This is a genomic window from Flavobacteriales bacterium (assembly GCA_016716605.1).
Lineage (GTDB): Bacteria > Bacteroidota > Bacteroidia > Flavobacteriales_F > PHOS-HE28 > PHOS-HE28.
The window spans coordinates 43,688-60,630 of the sequence record JADJWA010000002.1 but is presented as its reverse complement, the minus strand read 5'-3'; the positions used below and the strand labels follow the sequence as shown (position 1 = coordinate 60,630).

The following is a 16,943-nucleotide window of genomic DNA, read 5'->3' as shown; positions in this document are numbered from 1 at the left end:
CGCGATGGGCATCATCGCCAGGCAGGCCACGATCAACACGCTGCTCGCGTACTTCGGCATCGGCCTGGGCTTCGTGAATGTGGTGTTCCTGTATCCACGTGTGCTGGCGGCCGAGGAGTTCGGCCTCACGCGCCTGCTAGTTTCAATCGCCACCATCGCTGCGCAAGTGGCGCAGCTAGGCGCCGAGAACACCGTGATCCGCTACTTCCCCTACTTCCGCGATGCCGCGCGCAAGCATCGGGGAGCCTTGGCTATGCTGGTCCTCTTCGGACTCGCCATGTCGTTGCTGGCCATGCTCGTGCTCTGGGCCTTCCACGGAACGCTCACCCAGGTCTTCGCGGATCGCAGTTCGCTGTACGGCACCTACGGTTTGTTGCTGTTGCCCTTGGTGCTTGCAGAGGTCTTCTTCATCCTGCTGCGGAGCTACAGCCGCTCCCTGCGCCGCACCGTGCAGCCCACCTTCATCCGTGAGTTCGTGCTGCGCGCACTGCAGGCCGCGCTCATCATCGCGCATTGGAAACTGAAGCTGCCCTTCGGGACGTTCATGGCGCTCTACACGTCGGTCTTCCTGCTCTGCACGCTCACGCTGGTGCTCGACCTGAAGCGCTCAGGGCATCTCCAACTCGGCTGGAGCGAGCGGTGGTTGCCCCGACGCCTGCGCACCAGCATGGCCAGTTATACGGTCTTCACCTTCGCAGCCAGCGTAGCGGGCATCATCCTGGGCAACATGGACCAGATCATGATCGGCGCCATCCTGGGCGATCAGGCGCTCACGCAGGTGGCGCACTACGCGGTGGCCTTCTACTTCGGCAGCGTGATCGCGGCGCCCGGCCGGGCCTTGCAGCAAGTGGCGGCGCCCATGCTCGCTGATGCCTGGAAGCGCCGCGACACCGCCATGGTAGGGCAGCTGTATCGCCGCAGCTCCTTCGTGCAATGGCTGGCCAGCGGGCTGCTCTTCGTGCTCATGTTCACCGGTATGGAAGACCTCTTCCGTCTCCTGCCGCCCTCGTACACCGGAGCGGCGCTGGTGGCCTTCATCATCGGCTTGGCATACTTGCTCAACAGCAGCATCGGTCTCAGCGCCTCAGTGATCAGCATGTCGCGCAGCTACTGGCTCGATGCATTCAGCAGCTTGAGCATGGTGGTGCTCAACCTCGTGCTCAACTTCTTCCTCATCCGGAGCATGGGCGTGGTGGGTGCGGCATGGGCCACTTTCATCTCGCTCACCGCCGTGAATGCCTACCGCACCTGGTTCCTCTGGTGGCGCTACCGGCTCTGGCCTTTCGATGGCCGCTTCCTGCTCGTGCTCGCGCTGATGCTCGCGCTGCTCTTCATCACGCCTTGGATCCCGCTTACCGGGAAGCCATTGCTCGACCTGCCGTTGCGGGCGATGATCGTGGCCGCGCTCTTCATCCCGGCGGCCTATGTGCTGGGCTTGCTGAAGGAGGTGGAGGAGATGGTGAGGCGGATGGCACGCTAGGGCCGCGCATCCGGCAATCCCGCAATCGCCCGGATCGCGAAGCTCAGGTGCCGATCGGTCTCGTGCGTGAGCAGGATCAGCTCCCAATCGTGCTTCACGCAGAATTCATGCACGGCCTCCACCACACCGTAGCGCACGCCGCCGTCCCAGTTGCCCGTGACATAATCGTGGCCTGCGATGATGCCGCCAGGCTTGACCTTGGTGCGTGCAATTGCGAGTTCGGCTGCAGTTATGCGATAGCCGTGATCCGTGTCGATGTAGATCCAATCGAAGTACCCGTCGGGGAAGCGGGGCATCACATCGGTGCTGAGCCCAAGATCGATCCGCACCTGCTTGCTCTCGATCTCCCGGGCGAACCGCTTCCTGACGAGATCCTCCAATCCGCTGTGGTAGCGCTTGCTGCTCCAGACGTCGATGAGGTGCAAGGCGCTCGGCTGCGTTATCGCCAGGATCCGGGCTGAGAAGTCGCCATGATCAACGCCTGCTTCGGCAACAACACCGCCTTTGGGCAGCACGTTCAAGAAGGCCTCCCGGTCCGGTACGATCCGCAGATTGGAGAGATGGCGGTCCGACAGCTCGACACGGGGAATGGCCTTGCTCTGCTGCGCTCGTACGCGTCCCAGCAGGCCATTGAGCATCCGGTACGCTGGCTTCAGGAGGACGCGGAGCAGTGACATGGCTCAGTTCGAGCGTTTCTCGCAGAGCACGGCCCCGCCATGGAAGGAGTAGGTCCACTTCCAAGGTGCGATCGCCTTGAAGAACGCATCGCCGCATCCCGGCCGCCAGCTATCGTGCAATTCGATCGAGATCGCATCCACGCGGTCGATCCAGGAAACATCAGGTGCGCTGAACAGCTCGAGCTCGGATCCCTCGATATCGATCTTGAGCAGCGAGATGCGGTCGATGCCTGCGCGCTCCATGATCTGCGGTATGGTCAGCGCCTCCACGGGAGTGCCATCGCCTTCGGCCAAGGTCTGGAAAGCCGAGGGCCGCAGGCCTTCCTGCTTCAGGTTGATGGTTCCGCCGGTTGGCCATACACCTGCCTGGAAACACTGCACACCATCGAAGCCTTGAGTATTCCGCGCGAGCATGCCGAAGTTGCCAGCATCTGGTTCGATGGCGATGATGCGGACCTGGGGATAGGCGGCCTTCAGGAACCGGACGGTAAGGCCGATGTTAGACCCGCAATCGACAATGGTCTTGAATGCCCGATCCGCAGGCAGGTACGGGTGCAGCACGATCTGGTCGTAGATGGCCATGTCCGAAGTGCCGGGCCGGACCCATACGCTCCCGCCTGTAACCGGCGATGAGATGCGCGCCAGTCCACCGGTTCGACGGCTCTTCAGCCAAACGAGCCGAATGCCGCGCGCGAGCCCGTGTGCTTTCACATGGGTGCTGAGTTCGCGCAGGGGCTTCAGCATGGGGCGGCAAATCTATTCGCCTTGGCGCGATGGCATTTCCATCCCGATCACGTGGCATAGCGAGGCCATTCGACGGGACAGGCCGTATTCCAGGATGCGATCGCGTGCGTGCACCCGTTGCATGGCGGCTTGCCCAGGTTCAATCATCGTCAGCTTGCGGATCGGCTCAACGAGCGCCTCCGGTCGCCGATCCTGAACGACCGCTCCGCATTCGCCGGCGATCTCCGGCATGGAGGTCATGCTGGAGACCACTGGGAGGCACCCGCAGAGCATCGCTTCGCACAGCGCATTGGGGAATCCTTCCATCACCGAGGGTTGCAGGTAGAATGAACTCGCGCTGAGCAGCGTCCGCAGTTCATCCTGGCTCACGCCGCCCCGCACGCGCAGGTTCGATGGGAGCTCCGTGTAGGATCCGGGATCGGTTGCTCCCACTACCGTGAATGGCATTTCCTGCAGCGCCCGCGCCGCTTCGATGATCAGGTCGATCCCCTTCCGGAAGTGGATCGCGTTGCCGTTCACGGCGCCCATGGCCACGCAGATCGCTCCGGTTCGCTCACCGGAGTCTTCAGGGATCCTCCATGCTTGCGCATCGAAGCCATAAGGAACGGGAACGCTCCGCGTGCGAAGTCCGGGCACGAAGCGCGCATAGCCCTGCTCCACGTGGTCCGAACGTGCTGTATTGATTCTCGAAGCGCTCGAGGCTTCGATGCACCGGGAGCAAGGCCCGCGCCCTGCGCATGGCGAAGCGCATGGCTGCGCTCATGGTCGGCTTTCGGAAGCTCCCGTATTCGATCCCGGGGAAGGCGCATGCATCAGCCCCGGCGATGATGATGAAGGTCTTGAACCCCAATAGCGCAGGCAGCATGGCATGGTATCCCGCGAAGTGCACCACCGCCACATCGATGCCGGAGAGCCGCCACCAGAGCAAGCTCATGAATTGGCTCAGCAGCGCGATCGGTAAGCGCCAGGCCCGGTTACCGAAGCAATGCACGCGCACGTCAATGCCGCATTCCCTCAGCCCCTCAATGTCCTTGCGGACGAAGGCGTAGGGCGCCGGTGCGATGTAGGCGATGGCGATGCCCATCCTGGTGCGGTGCCGCGACAGTCTTCCTTCAGCTCACCGCACCCAGGTCTGTGTCCTGAAGAAGAACGCGATGTAGCCGCGCACCTGCAGCTTCCCGTCCTCGAGCCAGAGCTTGCAGTCGTACACCTTGCCGGTCTCGGGATCGAGGATGGTGCCGTCCTCCCACTCATCGCCATCGGCCTTCATGCCACGGATGATCTCCAGGCCCACGACGCGCTGGTTCTTCCGGTCATCAGGGCATTTCTCGCACACCTTCTCCAGCTTGGCCTTGTCGGCGAGGTCCACGATGCGGCCGGTGAGCGTGCCATTGCTGATCGTGATCTCCACGGTGCTGCGCGGCTTGCCGGTGTTGTCGTCGATGGTGGTCCATCGGCCGGAGACCCCGGCATTGGGCGGTTGCGCGTGCGCGATGATCGAGCAAAGTAGCAGGAGGGAGGTAAGGATGTGCTTCATGGTGCGTCAGAAACTGCGTCCGATCGCGAAGATGTAGCGGAAGGCGAGGTGTTCCGTTTCTGCAGCGGGCAGCGCGGAGAGGAAGAGCGGCATATCGAAGCGGATGGTCAAGGGCTTCAGGTCGGTGAGCGGCCCCCAGCGCTTGATGGTGAGCGCGAATCCCAGGCCGGCATCGGCGCGTGGCTGGGCGAGCTCCTGCACGGTGCCCGATCCATCGGTGCGGCGGTAGCCCATCACGCCAGCGTCTCCGAAGAGGTAGGCATCGAGGTGCAGCGCGCGACCGAATTTCCCGGGGCTGAATCGCACGAGGCCGTCGAGGTCGAGCTCACCGCTCACAGCAGCGCCCGTGTTGCCCAAGTAGGTGAGCACTTGCTTGCCATCGGCGTCGGTCTCCGGGGCGAGGTATCCCGCGTAGCCGCGCAGGCCGAGGCCGCCGCCATGCTGGAAGCTGGTGATGCCGCTGCCGTAGCCGGTCCAGTCGTAAGGCATCAGGCCCGCGCTGCGCACGTACTTGTTCTCCATCATCTCCTCCGGTGAAGCACCGGCGAGGTAGAGCGCGCTCTCACGCGGGGTGCTTCCGCTGCCGTACTGCGCGATGAAGCGCGTGCGCAACTCGAGCCGGCCCTTGCGGTTGGTGTTGATCGCCGTGAGCCGCATCCAGCCGTAGCCCATGGCCGATCCCGGTGCGCTGTTGCGGGCCTCAAGCAGCACGTTGCCAGTGGTGCCGCCTTTGCTGTAGCGGTGGCGCAGGCTCAGGTTCACCGAGGCATTCAGCGCATTGAGCTCCCATTGCTGCTGATGCAGCAGATAGAGCAGGTCGGTGCTGTCGCGGCGCCAGAAGTAGAGCGCTTCGGCTTGGGCTTCGGTGCGCCCATTGGGCAGGTCCCAGCGGAAGCCGCCGCCGAAGCGGTTGAGGCCATCGAGTGCGCGGGCATGCACGAACACGCTCGACCCGAGCAGCAATTTCTCTGTGCCGTTGGAATAGCGGAAATTCAGGCTCAGGCGATCGAAGCGGTTGGCCGTGCTCGTGCTCAAGGTGTCGCCGAGGTAGCCCGTGGAGGAAGGAGGCAGATGCTGCGCCAGGCCGGTGTTGATCCACGCGCTCAAGTGCAGCCGATGCTTGTGGCGCATGTAGTTGCCGTTCAGATGGAATCCTGCCTTCACACCATCATAGCCGTTCCACCAGAGGTCGGGGCGCGCGGCGGCTTCGTAGATCCGGCGATCGGGCAGGTTGCGGATGTGATGGTCGAAGCCGACTTCCAGCGGGAGCGACATCCGGTCGTTCAGCTTGTATCGGTCGGCCAATCGGTTGGTGCTGTCGATCACCACCTCGGCGATGCCCGATGGGATGTCCACTTGCAGCGTGTAGTCGCGGCGCAAGTCGCCGAAGCCGATCCAGCGCGGCAGCACGGTGGCATCGGTGCGCTTCACGAACCAGGTGTTTGGGATGTGGTAGCCGTAGGTCCTTCCATCCTTCGCGGTGATGTGCAGGTCGATGGGCATCTGCATGTCGCCCTTGCGCCGGAGCGTGATCACCTGGCCCATGTCGCGATGGCGCCGCGTGATGCGCTTCACGGCGTAGTCGACGGTCTTGTCGGTCTCGATCCACTGGTCGAAGAACCAGTTGAGGTCGGCGCCGGAGAAATCGATGAACGCCTGCCTCATGTCAGCTACGGTGGGATGGCACATGCGCCATCGGTCGAAGTAGTGCTGCATGGCGCTTTGGAAGAGCGAATCGCCGAGCACGTACTGCAGGTTGTAGAGCATCACGGCGGTCTTGCCATACACGTGTCCGAATCCGCCGTAGCCGCGATCGGTCCAGTAACCGAACTCGTCGCTGTGCGTGTTGATGGGTGGCACGCGCAGGCGCACGGCATCGCGCTGATAGCCGTAGTACACCTCGCTCTCGCGCGCGAGCTCTGGTTGCGTGTAGCGCTGCTCGTATGCCGTGGCCGACGGCTCGGCCACCATGGTGTCGCCGTCGATCAGCTCCAAACCCCATGCTGTGAGGAATTGGGTGAAGCCCTCGTCGAGCAGAGCGCGGTAGGTCTCGTTGTTGCCCACCATGCCATAGAACCAGTTATGCCCGATCTCATGCACGAAGAGGCCGCGGTAGTTGGGGTCGTTGCCGCTGTCGAGGGTGAGCATCGGGTACTCCATGCCGTCGCGCGCATCGGCCACGATCATCTTCGGATAGGCGTACATGCCGATGGATTCGCTCAGCGCCTGGATCGTCTTCGCGCAGTAATCAGCGGCGTTCTGCCATTGGCTGGCGTGCGGTTCCTGCGCCAGGGCGATGCACTTCACGCCGTTCCATTCGGCCTCGCCGATGCGGTAGGTGGGATCGGCCGTGAAGGCGAAGTCGTGCGTGTTCTCACTGTGGAATCTCCACTTCTTTCGCTTGCCTGCGGAAGGTTCGATCACGGTGCTCGGGGCCTCGTCCCACGGCTTGTCCTTGAAGTTGCGGATGTCCAGCTTGGCCCTCAGTTCCGCAGGGAGGCATTCGCTCGGGTTCTGCAGCACGCCCGTGGCGTCGAGGATGTAGTGGTGGGGGAGGTCGAGGGTGACATCGAAGGTGCCGAAGTCGCCATAGAACTCGTTGCCCAGGTGCTGCTGCGTGTCCCAGCCGTGCGTGCGGTCGTACACGGCGATGCGCGGGTACCAATGCACGCCGTCATAATGCTTCCAGCCCCATGCGCTGAAGAGCTTCATGCGGCGGTAGGCGGTGAGGCTCCAATGCGTGCTGAACGAAATGCGGAAGGTGGCGCGCTCCCCCGGGGGCAGCGGCTCGGCGAGCCAGGCCTTCAGGATGGTGTTGTCCTGCTCGGTGCGCAGGTCCGCATCATCGTGCTTGAGCTCCAGCACGCGTGTTCCTGCATACGGTCCGTTGGTGCGCGACCGCCAGCTCTCCCGCTCCTGATCCAGGTTATAGGAGCCGGGCACATAGGCTTCCTGATAGAGGTGGAAGAAGACATGCCGCAGCGTATCGGGCGAATGGTTCCAGTAGTGCAGCGTGGCTTCGGCGGTGAGCACGTCGGTGCTATCATCGAGCCGTGCGTCGATGATGTAATGGACATCCTGCTGCCAATAGCCCTCGCAGGGCGGCCGGTTCTTCCAGTAATGCGGGTTGTCCGCGTTGCGGAAGGTGTTGGGCGGGCGCGTGGCATCGAAGCGCTGCGCCTCCGCAGGGCCGCGGAAGGTGATCAGCAGAAGCACGCAGGCAAGTGGCGGAAGAAGGCGCATGATCGGGTTCGCAGGGCCCGGCCAAGGTATCCGTTCGTTCAGGATGCGGGCGCCTCGCGCACTTCGAGCCGGGTGCGGCGCAGGATCCGGGCGCGGGCGATGCTGGTGTTCAGCTCATAGCCCACCAGGATCGCGATCATGTTGAAGTAGATCCAGAACTGCACCGCCAGGATGGCGCCGATGGAGCCGTAGAGGGCGTTGTAGTTGGTGATGTTGCTGAACATGTAGGCCAGCGCCTGCGAGACGATCAGGATCAGCAGCACCGCCAGTAGGGCTCCGGGCGTGAAGAACCGGAAGCGCCGCGCGGTGGGGTCGCCCGCGTTGTATAGGAGCGATACCGCTGCGATGACAACGAAGATGGTGATGATCCATTTGCCGCCGAAGAGCGCGTAGGTGACCAGGCCGCCGGGCATCAGGCCGAGGTCCGTGACCCAGCGGATGGCGATGCCGCTCACGGTGAGCAAGGGGATGGCGATCACGGCCAGGGCGGTGAGCGCCACCAGCAGGCCCAAGCTCAGCAGCCGCTGCTTCAGCGGGCTGTGCCATTTGGTGATGTTGGTGCTGCCGCTGAAGCCGGCGAGGATCGCATCAACGCTGTTGCTGGCGAGATACAGGCCCACGAGGAAGCTCACCGACAGCAAGGTGCCGTGCTTCTTCACCACCAGGTCCTCCAGGGTGCTGTTGATGAACCTGAACACCTCCAAGGGCATCATGTCCTGGAAAGTGGCGAGCAGCCTTGCCTGGAAATCAGCGATTGGCACGTAAGGGATCAGCGTGAGCAGCACGATCACCGCTGGGAAGAAGGCCAGGAAGAGCTTGAAGGCGATGGCCGAGGCGCGCGTGACGATGTGCCCTTTGGCGAGTGCGCCGATGAAGAAACGGGCGATCTGGTAGAGGTTGAATCCCTCGAATCCGGGCAGGATGATCCGCGTGGCCCATGCGATGATCCGCCGGAATGGCCGGGAGAATAGGATCTTGCGCTGCAACCGCTCGATCATGGTTCAAGCGGCCTTCAAGCTCAGATCGAGGCTGGGGGCGCTGTGCGTGAGCGCCCCCACGCTGATGAAATCGACGCCCGTTTCCGCGAAGGACCGGACGGTATCCAAGGTGATCCCGCCTGATGCTTCGGTCTCGAAGCGGCCACTGATGAGCTCAACCGCTTTCCGGAGCACGCTCGGGGTGAAGTTGTCGAGCATCACGCGATCCACGCCGCCATGGCGCAGCACCAATTCCAGTTCATCCAAGCCGCGCACCTCCACCTCGATCTTCAAGTCGAGCTGCTTGCGATCCAGGTATGCGCGCGCCGCCGCGATTGCTTGCGGGATCCCGCCCAGCATGTCGTGGTGATTGTCCTTGATCATGACCATGTCGTAGAGGCCATGCCGATGGTTGGCGCCTCCGCCGAGCTGCACGGCCCATTTCTCCAGTGCGCGCAGGGTGGGCGTGGTCTTGCGCGTGTCGAGGATGGTGCAGCCTGTGCCGTTCACGGCATCAACGTACCGTCGCGTGAGCGTGGCGATGCCGCTGAGGCGCTGCATGAAGTTGAGCAGCACGCGCTCCACCGTGAGGATCGATCGCTGCGGCCCGATCAGGTGGAAGGCCACATCGCCGACGGAGACATTCGCGCCATCCATCAGATACGGGCGGATCTGCAGGCGGGAGTCGAAGTGCTGCGCGATGGACGATGCCAATTCGACGCCGGCGAGGATGCCAGGCTGCTTCACCAAGAGCCGCGCTGAGCCCTTTGATCCTTCCGGGATGGTGGCCAGCGTGGTGTGGTCGCCAGCACCGATGTCCTCCGCGAGTGCTCGCGCGATCAGCTCATCAGTGCCCGGCGGAAGCACGCTCAGAAGTCGTTCTTGCTGTTCTCGATCCGCAGCTGCTTCACCAAGAAGCCCGATTCGCCCTTCTTCAGGAAGAAGGTGGTGCGGAAATAGCCCGTGCGCGTGCGCAGGATGCCGATGAAGTACTTGTCTCCGCTCTTGCTCACGCCGCTGTGCTCGATCACCACATCCACCGGCGGGTTCTCATTGAAGAACTTGCGCAGGATCTGCTCCGCCTGGACCTTGCTGTACACGTCGTTCGTCTCCTTCACCGTGAGGTCGATGCTGTTGATGAACAGCGCGGCGAGCTCCTTGGCGTCGCCCATCTTCATGGCGTCCACTACGCGGTCCTTCTCGGCATCCTGCGCGGTTGCGCCGAGGGCGGGAAGGATGAGCAGGGCTAGGAACAGCAGGCGTTTCATGTGCGCTTGGATTGCGCTCCCAATTTTGCAACAACCGGGCCAGTACCCGATCGGATGATGCGGGGATTTACCAACAACCATCGGCCATGAGGATCAGGCTCTTGTTCGTCGGGCGCACCGAGCGCGGCTTCGTTGGCGATGGGGTGGCCGAGTACCTGGCCCGGATCGCACGGATGGCCGAGGTAGAGCCGGTGATCATTGCCGAGGAGCGTGGGGCTGATCCGGAGCGGCAACGGCGTGAAGAGGGCCGCCGCATCCTGGCCGCATTGAAGCCGGGCGAGCGCCTCGTGCTCCTCGATGAGCGCGGTGAGCTGCTCAGCAGCCCCGCCTTCGCGCAGCGCTTGGGCGCCTGGCGCGATGCTTCGGTTCGGCAGGTGGCCTTCGCGGTGGGCGGGGCGCATGGCCACGCGGACGAAGTGCGGTCGCGCGCCGACCTCATCCTGGCGCTCTCGCCCATGACCTTCCCGCATCAACTGGTGCGCGTGCTGTTCGCGGAGCAGCTCTACCGCGCGCTGATGATCCTGAACAAGCGCCCGTATCATCATTGAGCCATCCGCTCAGCGCGCGCGCGACGCAGCGATGATCGAAGTGCCGGGCCATGTGCCGGGGAGAAGCCGATGCTCGGCGCACAAGGCGCTGGCGATCACGGCGTGAACGACGGATGCAAGGCCCTCCGCAGGCGCCGTGAATCGCCTCCGATTGCGACCAAGCCTGGCCTGCAGCCATGCGGGCGGATAAAGCGAATGGAAGAAGTAGGAGGCGTGCCACTCCGTTTGATGTTCCGGATCGAGGTGCGCCCGAAGGGTGTCCAGGTCGTAGCGGCGGAAGTGCCGATTGAAGGTGTCGTGCGCGCTGAAGAGCTCCTGCCGGGCGGGCACGGTGGCTACGATCCAATCCACTCCGGTGAACGCTTCGCGCAACTGCTTGATGAATAGCTCAGGTTGGGCCAAGTGCTCTATCACATCGAGCAGCAGCAGGGTGCGGTAGATCCTCGCTTCAGTTCCTGGGAGCGCGAGCGCGTCGGTACCGGTGCGCACCCAGGCTGATGCTCCAGGCACAGCCTCGGCCTCGGCGATATCGACGCCCACGATGTCGTGGCCGCGGGCCCGTAGATCGCGCACCACCAGCCCTTTGCCGCAGCCCACCTCGATCATGGGGCCATGGGCGCCGATGCGCAGCAGCATGCGGTGGAGCACTCGGTTCCGGCAGCGGTTCCAATAATGCCGCTCCACGCCCGCGGGGTAGATCGCGTCGAACTGCTCGCTGTCGAATGCGGTGCCGGCCGACGCCATCGGTTCAGATCGATTCCTCGATGATGTAGCGCGGCCGATGCTTCACCTCTTGATAGATCTTGCCCACGTACTCGCCGATGATGCCGAGGCTGATCAGGTTGACGGATGAGAATGCGAGCAGGAGCAGGCTGAGGCTGGCCCATCCCTCGATGGGGCTCCCGGTGATCCGCGCGACCAGCACCCACGCCCCCAGCGCAATGGCCAGCAAGAACATCATGATGCCAGCCAGGAAGACCAGGCGCAAGGGCGCGGTGGAGAAGGAGGTGATGCCCTGCCAGGCAAGGCTTGCCAGTTTCCTAGTGGGGTATTTCGAACGGCCTGCCCGTCGCGCTTGTCGGATGAAGGGCACTTGGGCGGATGGGTAGCCCATGAGCGGGAAGATCCCCCTCAGGTAAAGGTTGACCTCGCCGAATCGCTCCAAATCGGCGATCACCCCGGCATCGGCGCTCCGGAAATCGGCGTGGCCAGCCACCATGCGTGATTCCATCGCGCGCATCAGCCGGTAGAACAATTGCGCGCTGAGCCCTTGCAGGAACCCATCCACCTGACGGTCGTGCCGCACCGCATACACTACGCGCTTGCCCGAGCGGTGATGCTCGAGCATGGCTTTCAGCACGGAGGGGTCGTCCTGCAGATCAGCATCGATGGTGACGAGGATATCGGCATGGGCCCGATGCGCGAAGAGCCCTGCGATGAGCGCGTTGGCATGGCCGAAGCGCGTGGTGAGCTTGATGCCCCGCACGCGGCTCGATCCGGCTGCCAGTCCGGAGATCACGGACCACGTGCCATCGGAGCTGCCGTCATCAACGCAGCAGATCAAGCTCTGCGCATGGGCCAGTCCCGAAGCGATGAGCGCGTCGATCTCGCCGAGCAGCGCCTGCACGGTGGCCGGGAGCACCTCCTGTTCATTGCGGCAGGGAAGCACGATGCACAGCTTGTATGGCGGCTTCGGCGTCGGACTCATGGCGGGGAAGGTACAGGCCGCCATGCTCGCGGCCTCTGATCGGGGCGCGGCGCGTCTTTCCGCCATGTGCCTTATGCTTGTGCCGGACCAACCCGGCCCTGTGCTGGCGATCGTCATGGAAGAGCCCCGCTCCCGTTATCGATTCTTCGCTGTTGAGCGCTGCAACATGTGCGGCTCGCCGGCCTCACGGCATCGCGTCATGGGCAAACGCCTTGACCGGCCCCAAGGCGTGTTCCCGCGCAAGCGCATCGGCGTGTGCACCACGGTGATGAAGTGCCGCGATTGCGGGCTCATCTTCTCCAATCCGCAGCCGGTCCCGTTCGACCTGCAGGATCATTACGGCGTGCCGCCTGAGAGCTATTGGCGCGAGGAGTACTTCACTGTTTCGGAGGCATACTTCCAGGAAGAGATCGCCGAGGCAAAGCGGCTCATCGGATTCTTGCCGGGCATGCGCGCGCTGGATATCGGCGCCGGGCTGGGCAAGGCCATGATCGCCATGGAGAAGGCTGGCTTCGAGGCGCATGGCTTCGAGCCTTCCGGACCCTTCCACGAGCGCGCCATTTCCCGCATGGGCCTCTCGGCAGAACGGCTCAAGCTGGGAAGCATCGAGGGGGTCGATTACCCGGAGGGCCGCTTCCACTTCATCACCTTCGGGGCCGTTCTCGAGCATCTCTACGACCCGAGTGCCGCGATCGCCAAGGCACTGCGCTGGCTGGCGCCCGGCGGCATCATGCACATCGAGGTGCCCTCGTCGCGCTGGCTGGTGGGGCGGCTGATCAACGCCGCGTATCGCGTGCAGGGCCTCGATTACGTCGGCAACATCAGTCCGATGCACCGGCCTTTCCACCTTTATGAGTTCGGTCTTACGAGCTTCGGGCGGAATGGCGCGCACAACGGATATGCCGTGGCGCATCATGCCTACGCCGTTTGCCCTACGTACATGCCCGCCTTGGTCGATCCCTTGCTCAGGCTGGCCATGCACCTCACGGGCACTGGCATGCAGCTCATGGTCTGGCTGCGGCGCACCGGTGCCGCGGAAGGCGCTGCGCCGGACCGACCTTAGCCGCGCCGGACCATGACACCGCTCGTTTATGTCTTCTACCATGGCGATGTCTCCATTGAGGCGTGGGAGTGGCTGCTTTCCGTGCTGCTGGTGGGCGCGATGTACGTGGGATTGGCGCGGCGCAAGAACAGGCTGATCCAGCGCTCGCCTGAATTCAAGTATTACCTCTCGGGCTTCCTGGCCAAGGTGTTCGGCGGCGTGGTCTTCAGCCTGATCTATTTCTACTACTACCCTGGCGGCGATACCACGGCCTACTACTATTCCGCGCTGGCCATGCGCAACCTGGCCTTCAGCGATACGCTGGAGTACATCGATCAGATGCTGGGCGATAACTCGATGCGCGCTTGGTCAGCGTACACCGTGAACACGGCTAAGCCCTTCCAGTACGTCTTCTTCGAGGACCGGACCTTCGCCGTGCTGCGCCTCACGAGCATCATCGTGATCTTCTCCTTCAAGAGCTACATGGTCACCACGGTGCTCATCGCCATGCTGTCCTACCTCGGTGTGTGGGCGGGCTACCGCACCTTCGTGGGCTATTTCCCGCAGATCAGCGGCAAGCTGGCCATCGGGTTCCTGTTCATGCCCTCGGCGGTCTTCTGGGGCTCCTCCATCCTCAAGGATACTTACACCTTCAGCGTGGTGTGCCTCTGGGTGCATGCGGTGGATGAGATGTTCTTCAAGCGCCGCAACTTCATATCGCGGTCCTTCATGCTCGCGCTGAGCGTGGTGGTCCTGGTGCTCATCAAGCCGTACATCTTCATGGTGCTGCTGCCCTGCACGCTGGTGTGGATCTCGTATTTCCGCGTGGTCCGCATCCGAAGCGTGCTGGTGAAATTCGTGCTGATCCCGGTGGCGGTGCTCATTGCGGTGGGTGGTTCGCTCTTCATCCTCCAGCGGATCGGCGGATCGCTCGACAAGTTCGCGCTCGATTCGGCGCTGGATACCATTTCGGCCACCCAGCGCGACCTCTCGGACGACCGGCAGTACAGCTCGAACCGCTTCGACCTGGGTGAATTCGATGGGACTTGGACTGGATTGCTGGCCAAGGTCCCGATCGCCACCAATGCGGCGCTCTTCAGACCGTACCTCTGGGAGTCGCGCAGCGTGGTGATGCTGCTCGCCGGCCTGGAGAACACCATGGTCCTGTTGCTCACCTTGTGGTGCCTGGTGCGCGCCGGCCCGGTGTTCACCTTGCGCGTGCTCACGGGCATCCCTCTGGTGCTCATGTCCATCCTGTTCGCGCTCATCTTCGCGTTCGTAGTGGGCGTCACCACGCCCAACTTCGGCGCGCTCGTGCGTTTCAAGATTCCCTTGGTGCCATTCTACATGAGCTGCGTGTTCATCGTCCTGTACATGGCACAGGTCAAGCGGACCATCAAGCAGCGGAACATGGGCTTCGTGCTTTCGGCCTTCCGCATGGGCACGGGTGGCAACCTGTACCCGGGCGCAAAGTCCGTATGATGGCTCCGAGGCGCATCCTGGTGATCACGTATTGGTGCTTCGACGAGGCGCTGGTGCAAGCCTACACGCTGCCGTATGTGAGGCTCATGCTGCAAGCCGCGCCACCCGGGAGCACGGTGCACCTCGTCACCCTCGAAAAGCATGAGGTTGACCTTTGCCCGCGCGAGTCGGATGAGGGCATCGTTCATCACCCGTTCGCCTACGCGCGCTTCGGCCTGGGCGGAGCCCTGATGGCGATCCGCGTGGTGCTGCGGCTGCTGCGCCTGGTGCGGCGCTCCCGGGTCGATGCCATCCATGCCTGGTGCACCCCGGCCGGCGCATTGGGCTGGGTCATTTCGACGCTGACCGGCAGGCCATTGGTGATCGATAGCTACGAGCCGCATGCGGAGGCCATGGTGGAGAATGGCACTTGGCCAAAGGGAGGCGCGGCCCATCGCCTGCTGCTGTTGCTCGAACGCATGCAGAGCAGGCGCGCCGCGCACTTGATCGCTTGCGCCCAAGGCATGCAGGCGTACGCCCACCGCACCTATGGAACGGCCCCGGACCGTCACATGCACGTGAAGCCCGCTTGCGTCGATCTCGAGCGCTTCATCTGGAGCCAGGTGAAGGATCCCGAACTGCTGGCCGGCCTTGGCTGGCAGGACAAGTGCGTGGCGGTGTATGCCGGGAAATTCGGCGGCATCTACCTGGAGCAGGAATCGTTCGACCTGCTCCGTGCCGCCGTTGATCAATGGGGCGATCGCTTGCGCGTGCTCCTGCTCACTCCGCACCAGCGCGAAGAGCTGGAGCCGATGATGGCTGCGGCCGGGCTCGACCCCGGGATCTTCGAGATCCGCTTGGTGCCGCATGCCGACGTGCCGCGATGGATGGGCCTGGCCGATTTCGCCATCACTCCGGTGAAGCCGGTGCCCACCAAGGCGCTCTGCACGCCGATCAAGGACGGCGAGTACTGGGCGCTGGGCCTTCCGGTGATCATCACGCCCGGCATCTCCGACGATTCCGCGATCATCGAGCGCCATGGCATCGGTGCGGTGCTCAATGGATTGAACGCGGAAGCCTACCGGCGTGCAGTGATCAAGATCGATGCGCTGCTGTCCTCGGGATCGCGCCGGGCGCTCTACGATCGGATCCGGCCGGTGGCGGAGCGCTACCGTAGTTTTGGCATCGCCCGTTCCATTTACCAGGAGATCTATGGCCGATAGCACGATCATCGTTACCGGAGCCGCCGGATACATCGGGTCGCACGCCCTCATCGAATTGATGGAACGCACGCCGTTCCGGGTACTTGCGTTCGACAACTTCTCCAATTCCAGCCCGCGCACCTACGATCGCATCGAATCCATCACGGGCAGGCGCGTGCCCTCTGTGGAGCTCGACCTTTGCGACCGTGAGGCCACCTTGCGCGCGGTGGGCGAAGCGGGCGACGTGAAGGGCATCATCCATTTCGCGGCGTTCAAATCAGTGCCCGAATCGGTGCGCGAGCCTGGGCGCTACTACCGCAACAACATCGATTCGCTGCTCAACGTGCTCGAGGCAGCGGCCTTGCACCGCGTGCCCAACTTCATCTTCTCTTCCTCCTGCTCGGTGTATGGCAACCTGGCGGAACTGCCGGTGCGCGAGGATTCGCCGCTGGGAAGGGCCGAGTCGCCATACGCGCACACCAAGCAAGTGGGTGAAGGCATCGTGGAGGCGCATGCCCGCGTGATGCCCGGGCTGAACGCGATCTCGCTGCGCTACTTCAACCCCGTTGGCGCGCACCGGTCGGGGCTGCTCGGTGAGGATCCCATCAACGCGCCCACCAACCTGGTGCCGGTGATCATGCGCGCCGCCGTGGGCCGCCTGCCCGGTGTGGTGGTGCACGGCGGCGATTACGATACCCGCGATGGGTCGTGCATCCGCGACTATGTGCACGTCTCTGATATCGCGGCGGCGCATGTGAAGGCCCTGGAGCACTCGATGCGCGGGCCCTTGCAACCGAACCATGCCATCCTCAACCTCGGCACCGGCCATGGAGTGAGCGTGCTGGAAGCCATCGCGGCGTTCGAGTCCGTGACCGGGCAGCGGCTCAACTACCGCGTTGGCCCACGCCGTGCCGGTGATGTGGCCGCGATCTACACCGATACGCGCCGTACCGAAGGGACCTTGGGCTGGAAGGCCGAGCACAGCCTCCATGAGATGATGGCCACGGCTTGGGCGTGGGAACAGCACCTCCTGAAGGAAGCCACGGCGTGAGCGCG

At 63.6% G+C, this 16,943-nt stretch carries 17 protein-coding genes; 6 read left to right on the top strand and 11 right to left on the bottom strand.

Annotated elements, in window-relative coordinates; all coding sequences use genetic code 11:
- The first annotated feature begins 4 nt into the window (after positions 1-4).
- Positions 5-1,480, top strand: a complete 1,476-nt coding sequence (locus IPM12_15185; protein ID MBK9149147.1) for an oligosaccharide flippase family protein — start codon at positions 5-7, stop codon at positions 1,478-1,480.
- Here IPM12_15185 and IPM12_15180 read toward each other — a convergent pair.
- The 9 genes from IPM12_15180 to IPM12_15140 form a co-directional block, all read right to left on the bottom strand.
- Positions 1,477-2,025: a class I SAM-dependent methyltransferase gene (locus tag IPM12_15180; GenBank protein ID MBK9149146.1), complete on the bottom strand. Its 549-nt coding sequence runs from the start codon at positions 2,023-2,025 to the stop codon at positions 1,477-1,479. The genes IPM12_15185 and IPM12_15180 overlap by 4 nt on opposite strands.
- 135 nt (positions 2,026-2,160) lie before the next feature.
- Positions 2,161-2,901, bottom strand: coding sequence for an FkbM family methyltransferase (locus IPM12_15175; GenBank protein ID MBK9149145.1), 741 nt, complete (start codon positions 2,899-2,901; stop codon positions 2,161-2,163).
- Positions 2,902-2,913: 12 nt separating this feature from the next.
- Positions 2,914-3,429: a glycosyltransferase family 4 protein gene (locus IPM12_15170; protein ID MBK9149144.1), complete on the bottom strand. Its 516-nt coding sequence runs from the start codon at positions 3,427-3,429 to the stop codon at positions 2,914-2,916.
- Positions 3,430-3,466: 37 nt separating this feature from the next.
- Positions 3,467-3,985 carry a hypothetical protein gene (locus IPM12_15165; GenBank protein MBK9149143.1) on the bottom strand — a complete coding sequence of 173 codons (519 nt, stop codon included), beginning with the start codon at positions 3,983-3,985 and terminating at the stop codon, positions 3,467-3,469.
- Positions 3,986-4,018: 33 nt separating this feature from the next.
- On the bottom strand, positions 4,019-4,438 hold the full coding sequence (locus tag IPM12_15160; protein ID MBK9149142.1) for a DUF2147 domain-containing protein: 420 nt from the start codon (positions 4,436-4,438) through the stop codon (positions 4,019-4,021).
- 6 nt (positions 4,439-4,444) lie between these two features.
- A complete protein-coding gene (locus IPM12_15155; GenBank protein MBK9149141.1) occupies positions 4,445-7,654 on the bottom strand; it encodes a M1 family metallopeptidase in 3,210 nt (1,069 codons plus the stop codon).
- Positions 7,655-7,719: 65 nt separating this feature from the next.
- The gene (locus IPM12_15150) at positions 7,720-8,679 is read right to left on the bottom strand and encodes a YihY/virulence factor BrkB family protein (protein ID MBK9149140.1); all 960 of its coding nucleotides are present in this window, start codon (positions 8,677-8,679) and stop codon (positions 7,720-7,722) included.
- Between the two features lie 3 nt (positions 8,680-8,682).
- The gene (gene nadC / locus IPM12_15145) at positions 8,683-9,531 is read right to left on the bottom strand and encodes a carboxylating nicotinate-nucleotide diphosphorylase (protein MBK9149139.1); all 849 of its coding nucleotides are present in this window, start codon (positions 9,529-9,531) and stop codon (positions 8,683-8,685) included.
- The gene (locus tag IPM12_15140) at positions 9,528-9,926 is read right to left on the bottom strand and encodes a DUF4783 domain-containing protein (GenBank protein ID MBK9149138.1); all 399 of its coding nucleotides are present in this window, start codon (positions 9,924-9,926) and stop codon (positions 9,528-9,530) included. Before IPM12_15140 ends, nadC begins: the two co-directional genes overlap by 4 nt.
- 86 nt (positions 9,927-10,012) lie before the next feature.
- Between IPM12_15140 and IPM12_15135 the strand changes: the two genes are divergently transcribed.
- Positions 10,013-10,474, top strand: coding sequence for a 23S rRNA (pseudouridine(1915)-N(3))-methyltransferase RlmH (locus IPM12_15135; protein MBK9149137.1), 462 nt, complete (start codon positions 10,013-10,015; stop codon positions 10,472-10,474).
- Between the two features lie 9 nt (positions 10,475-10,483).
- Here IPM12_15135 and IPM12_15130 read toward each other — a convergent pair whose 3' ends face one another.
- Together IPM12_15130 and IPM12_15125 are read right to left on the bottom strand one after the other, a co-directional pair.
- The gene (locus IPM12_15130; protein MBK9149136.1) at positions 10,484-11,218 is read right to left on the bottom strand and encodes a methyltransferase domain-containing protein; all 735 of its coding nucleotides are present in this window, start codon (positions 11,216-11,218) and stop codon (positions 10,484-10,486) included.
- A gap of 4 nt (positions 11,219-11,222) precedes the next feature.
- Complete coding sequence (locus IPM12_15125) at positions 11,223-12,182, bottom strand: glycosyltransferase family 2 protein (GenBank protein ID MBK9149135.1); 960 nt, start codon at positions 12,180-12,182, stop codon at positions 11,223-11,225.
- Between the two features lie 115 nt (positions 12,183-12,297).
- Here IPM12_15125 and IPM12_15120 point away from each other — a divergent pair, with 115 nt between their 5' ends.
- Genes IPM12_15120 through galE form a run of 4 tightly spaced genes read left to right on the top strand, consistent with a single transcriptional unit; the run spans position 12,298 to position 16,938 of the window.
- The gene (locus IPM12_15120) at positions 12,298-13,245 is read left to right on the top strand and encodes a class I SAM-dependent methyltransferase (GenBank protein MBK9149134.1); all 948 of its coding nucleotides are present in this window, start codon (positions 12,298-12,300) and stop codon (positions 13,243-13,245) included.
- A gap of 12 nt (positions 13,246-13,257) precedes the next feature.
- Complete coding sequence (locus tag IPM12_15115; GenBank protein ID MBK9149133.1) at positions 13,258-14,706, top strand: hypothetical protein; 1,449 nt, start codon at positions 13,258-13,260, stop codon at positions 14,704-14,706.
- The gene (locus IPM12_15110; GenBank protein MBK9149132.1) at positions 14,706-15,908 is read left to right on the top strand and encodes a glycosyltransferase; all 1,203 of its coding nucleotides are present in this window, start codon (positions 14,706-14,708) and stop codon (positions 15,906-15,908) included. The genes IPM12_15115 and IPM12_15110 overlap by 1 nt, the downstream gene beginning before the upstream one ends.
- On the top strand, positions 15,898-16,938 hold the full coding sequence (galE, locus tag IPM12_15105) for a UDP-glucose 4-epimerase GalE (GenBank protein MBK9149131.1): 1,041 nt from the start codon (positions 15,898-15,900) through the stop codon (positions 16,936-16,938). The genes IPM12_15110 and galE overlap by 11 nt, the downstream gene beginning before the upstream one ends.
- Positions 16,939-16,943 lie beyond the last annotated feature (5 nt).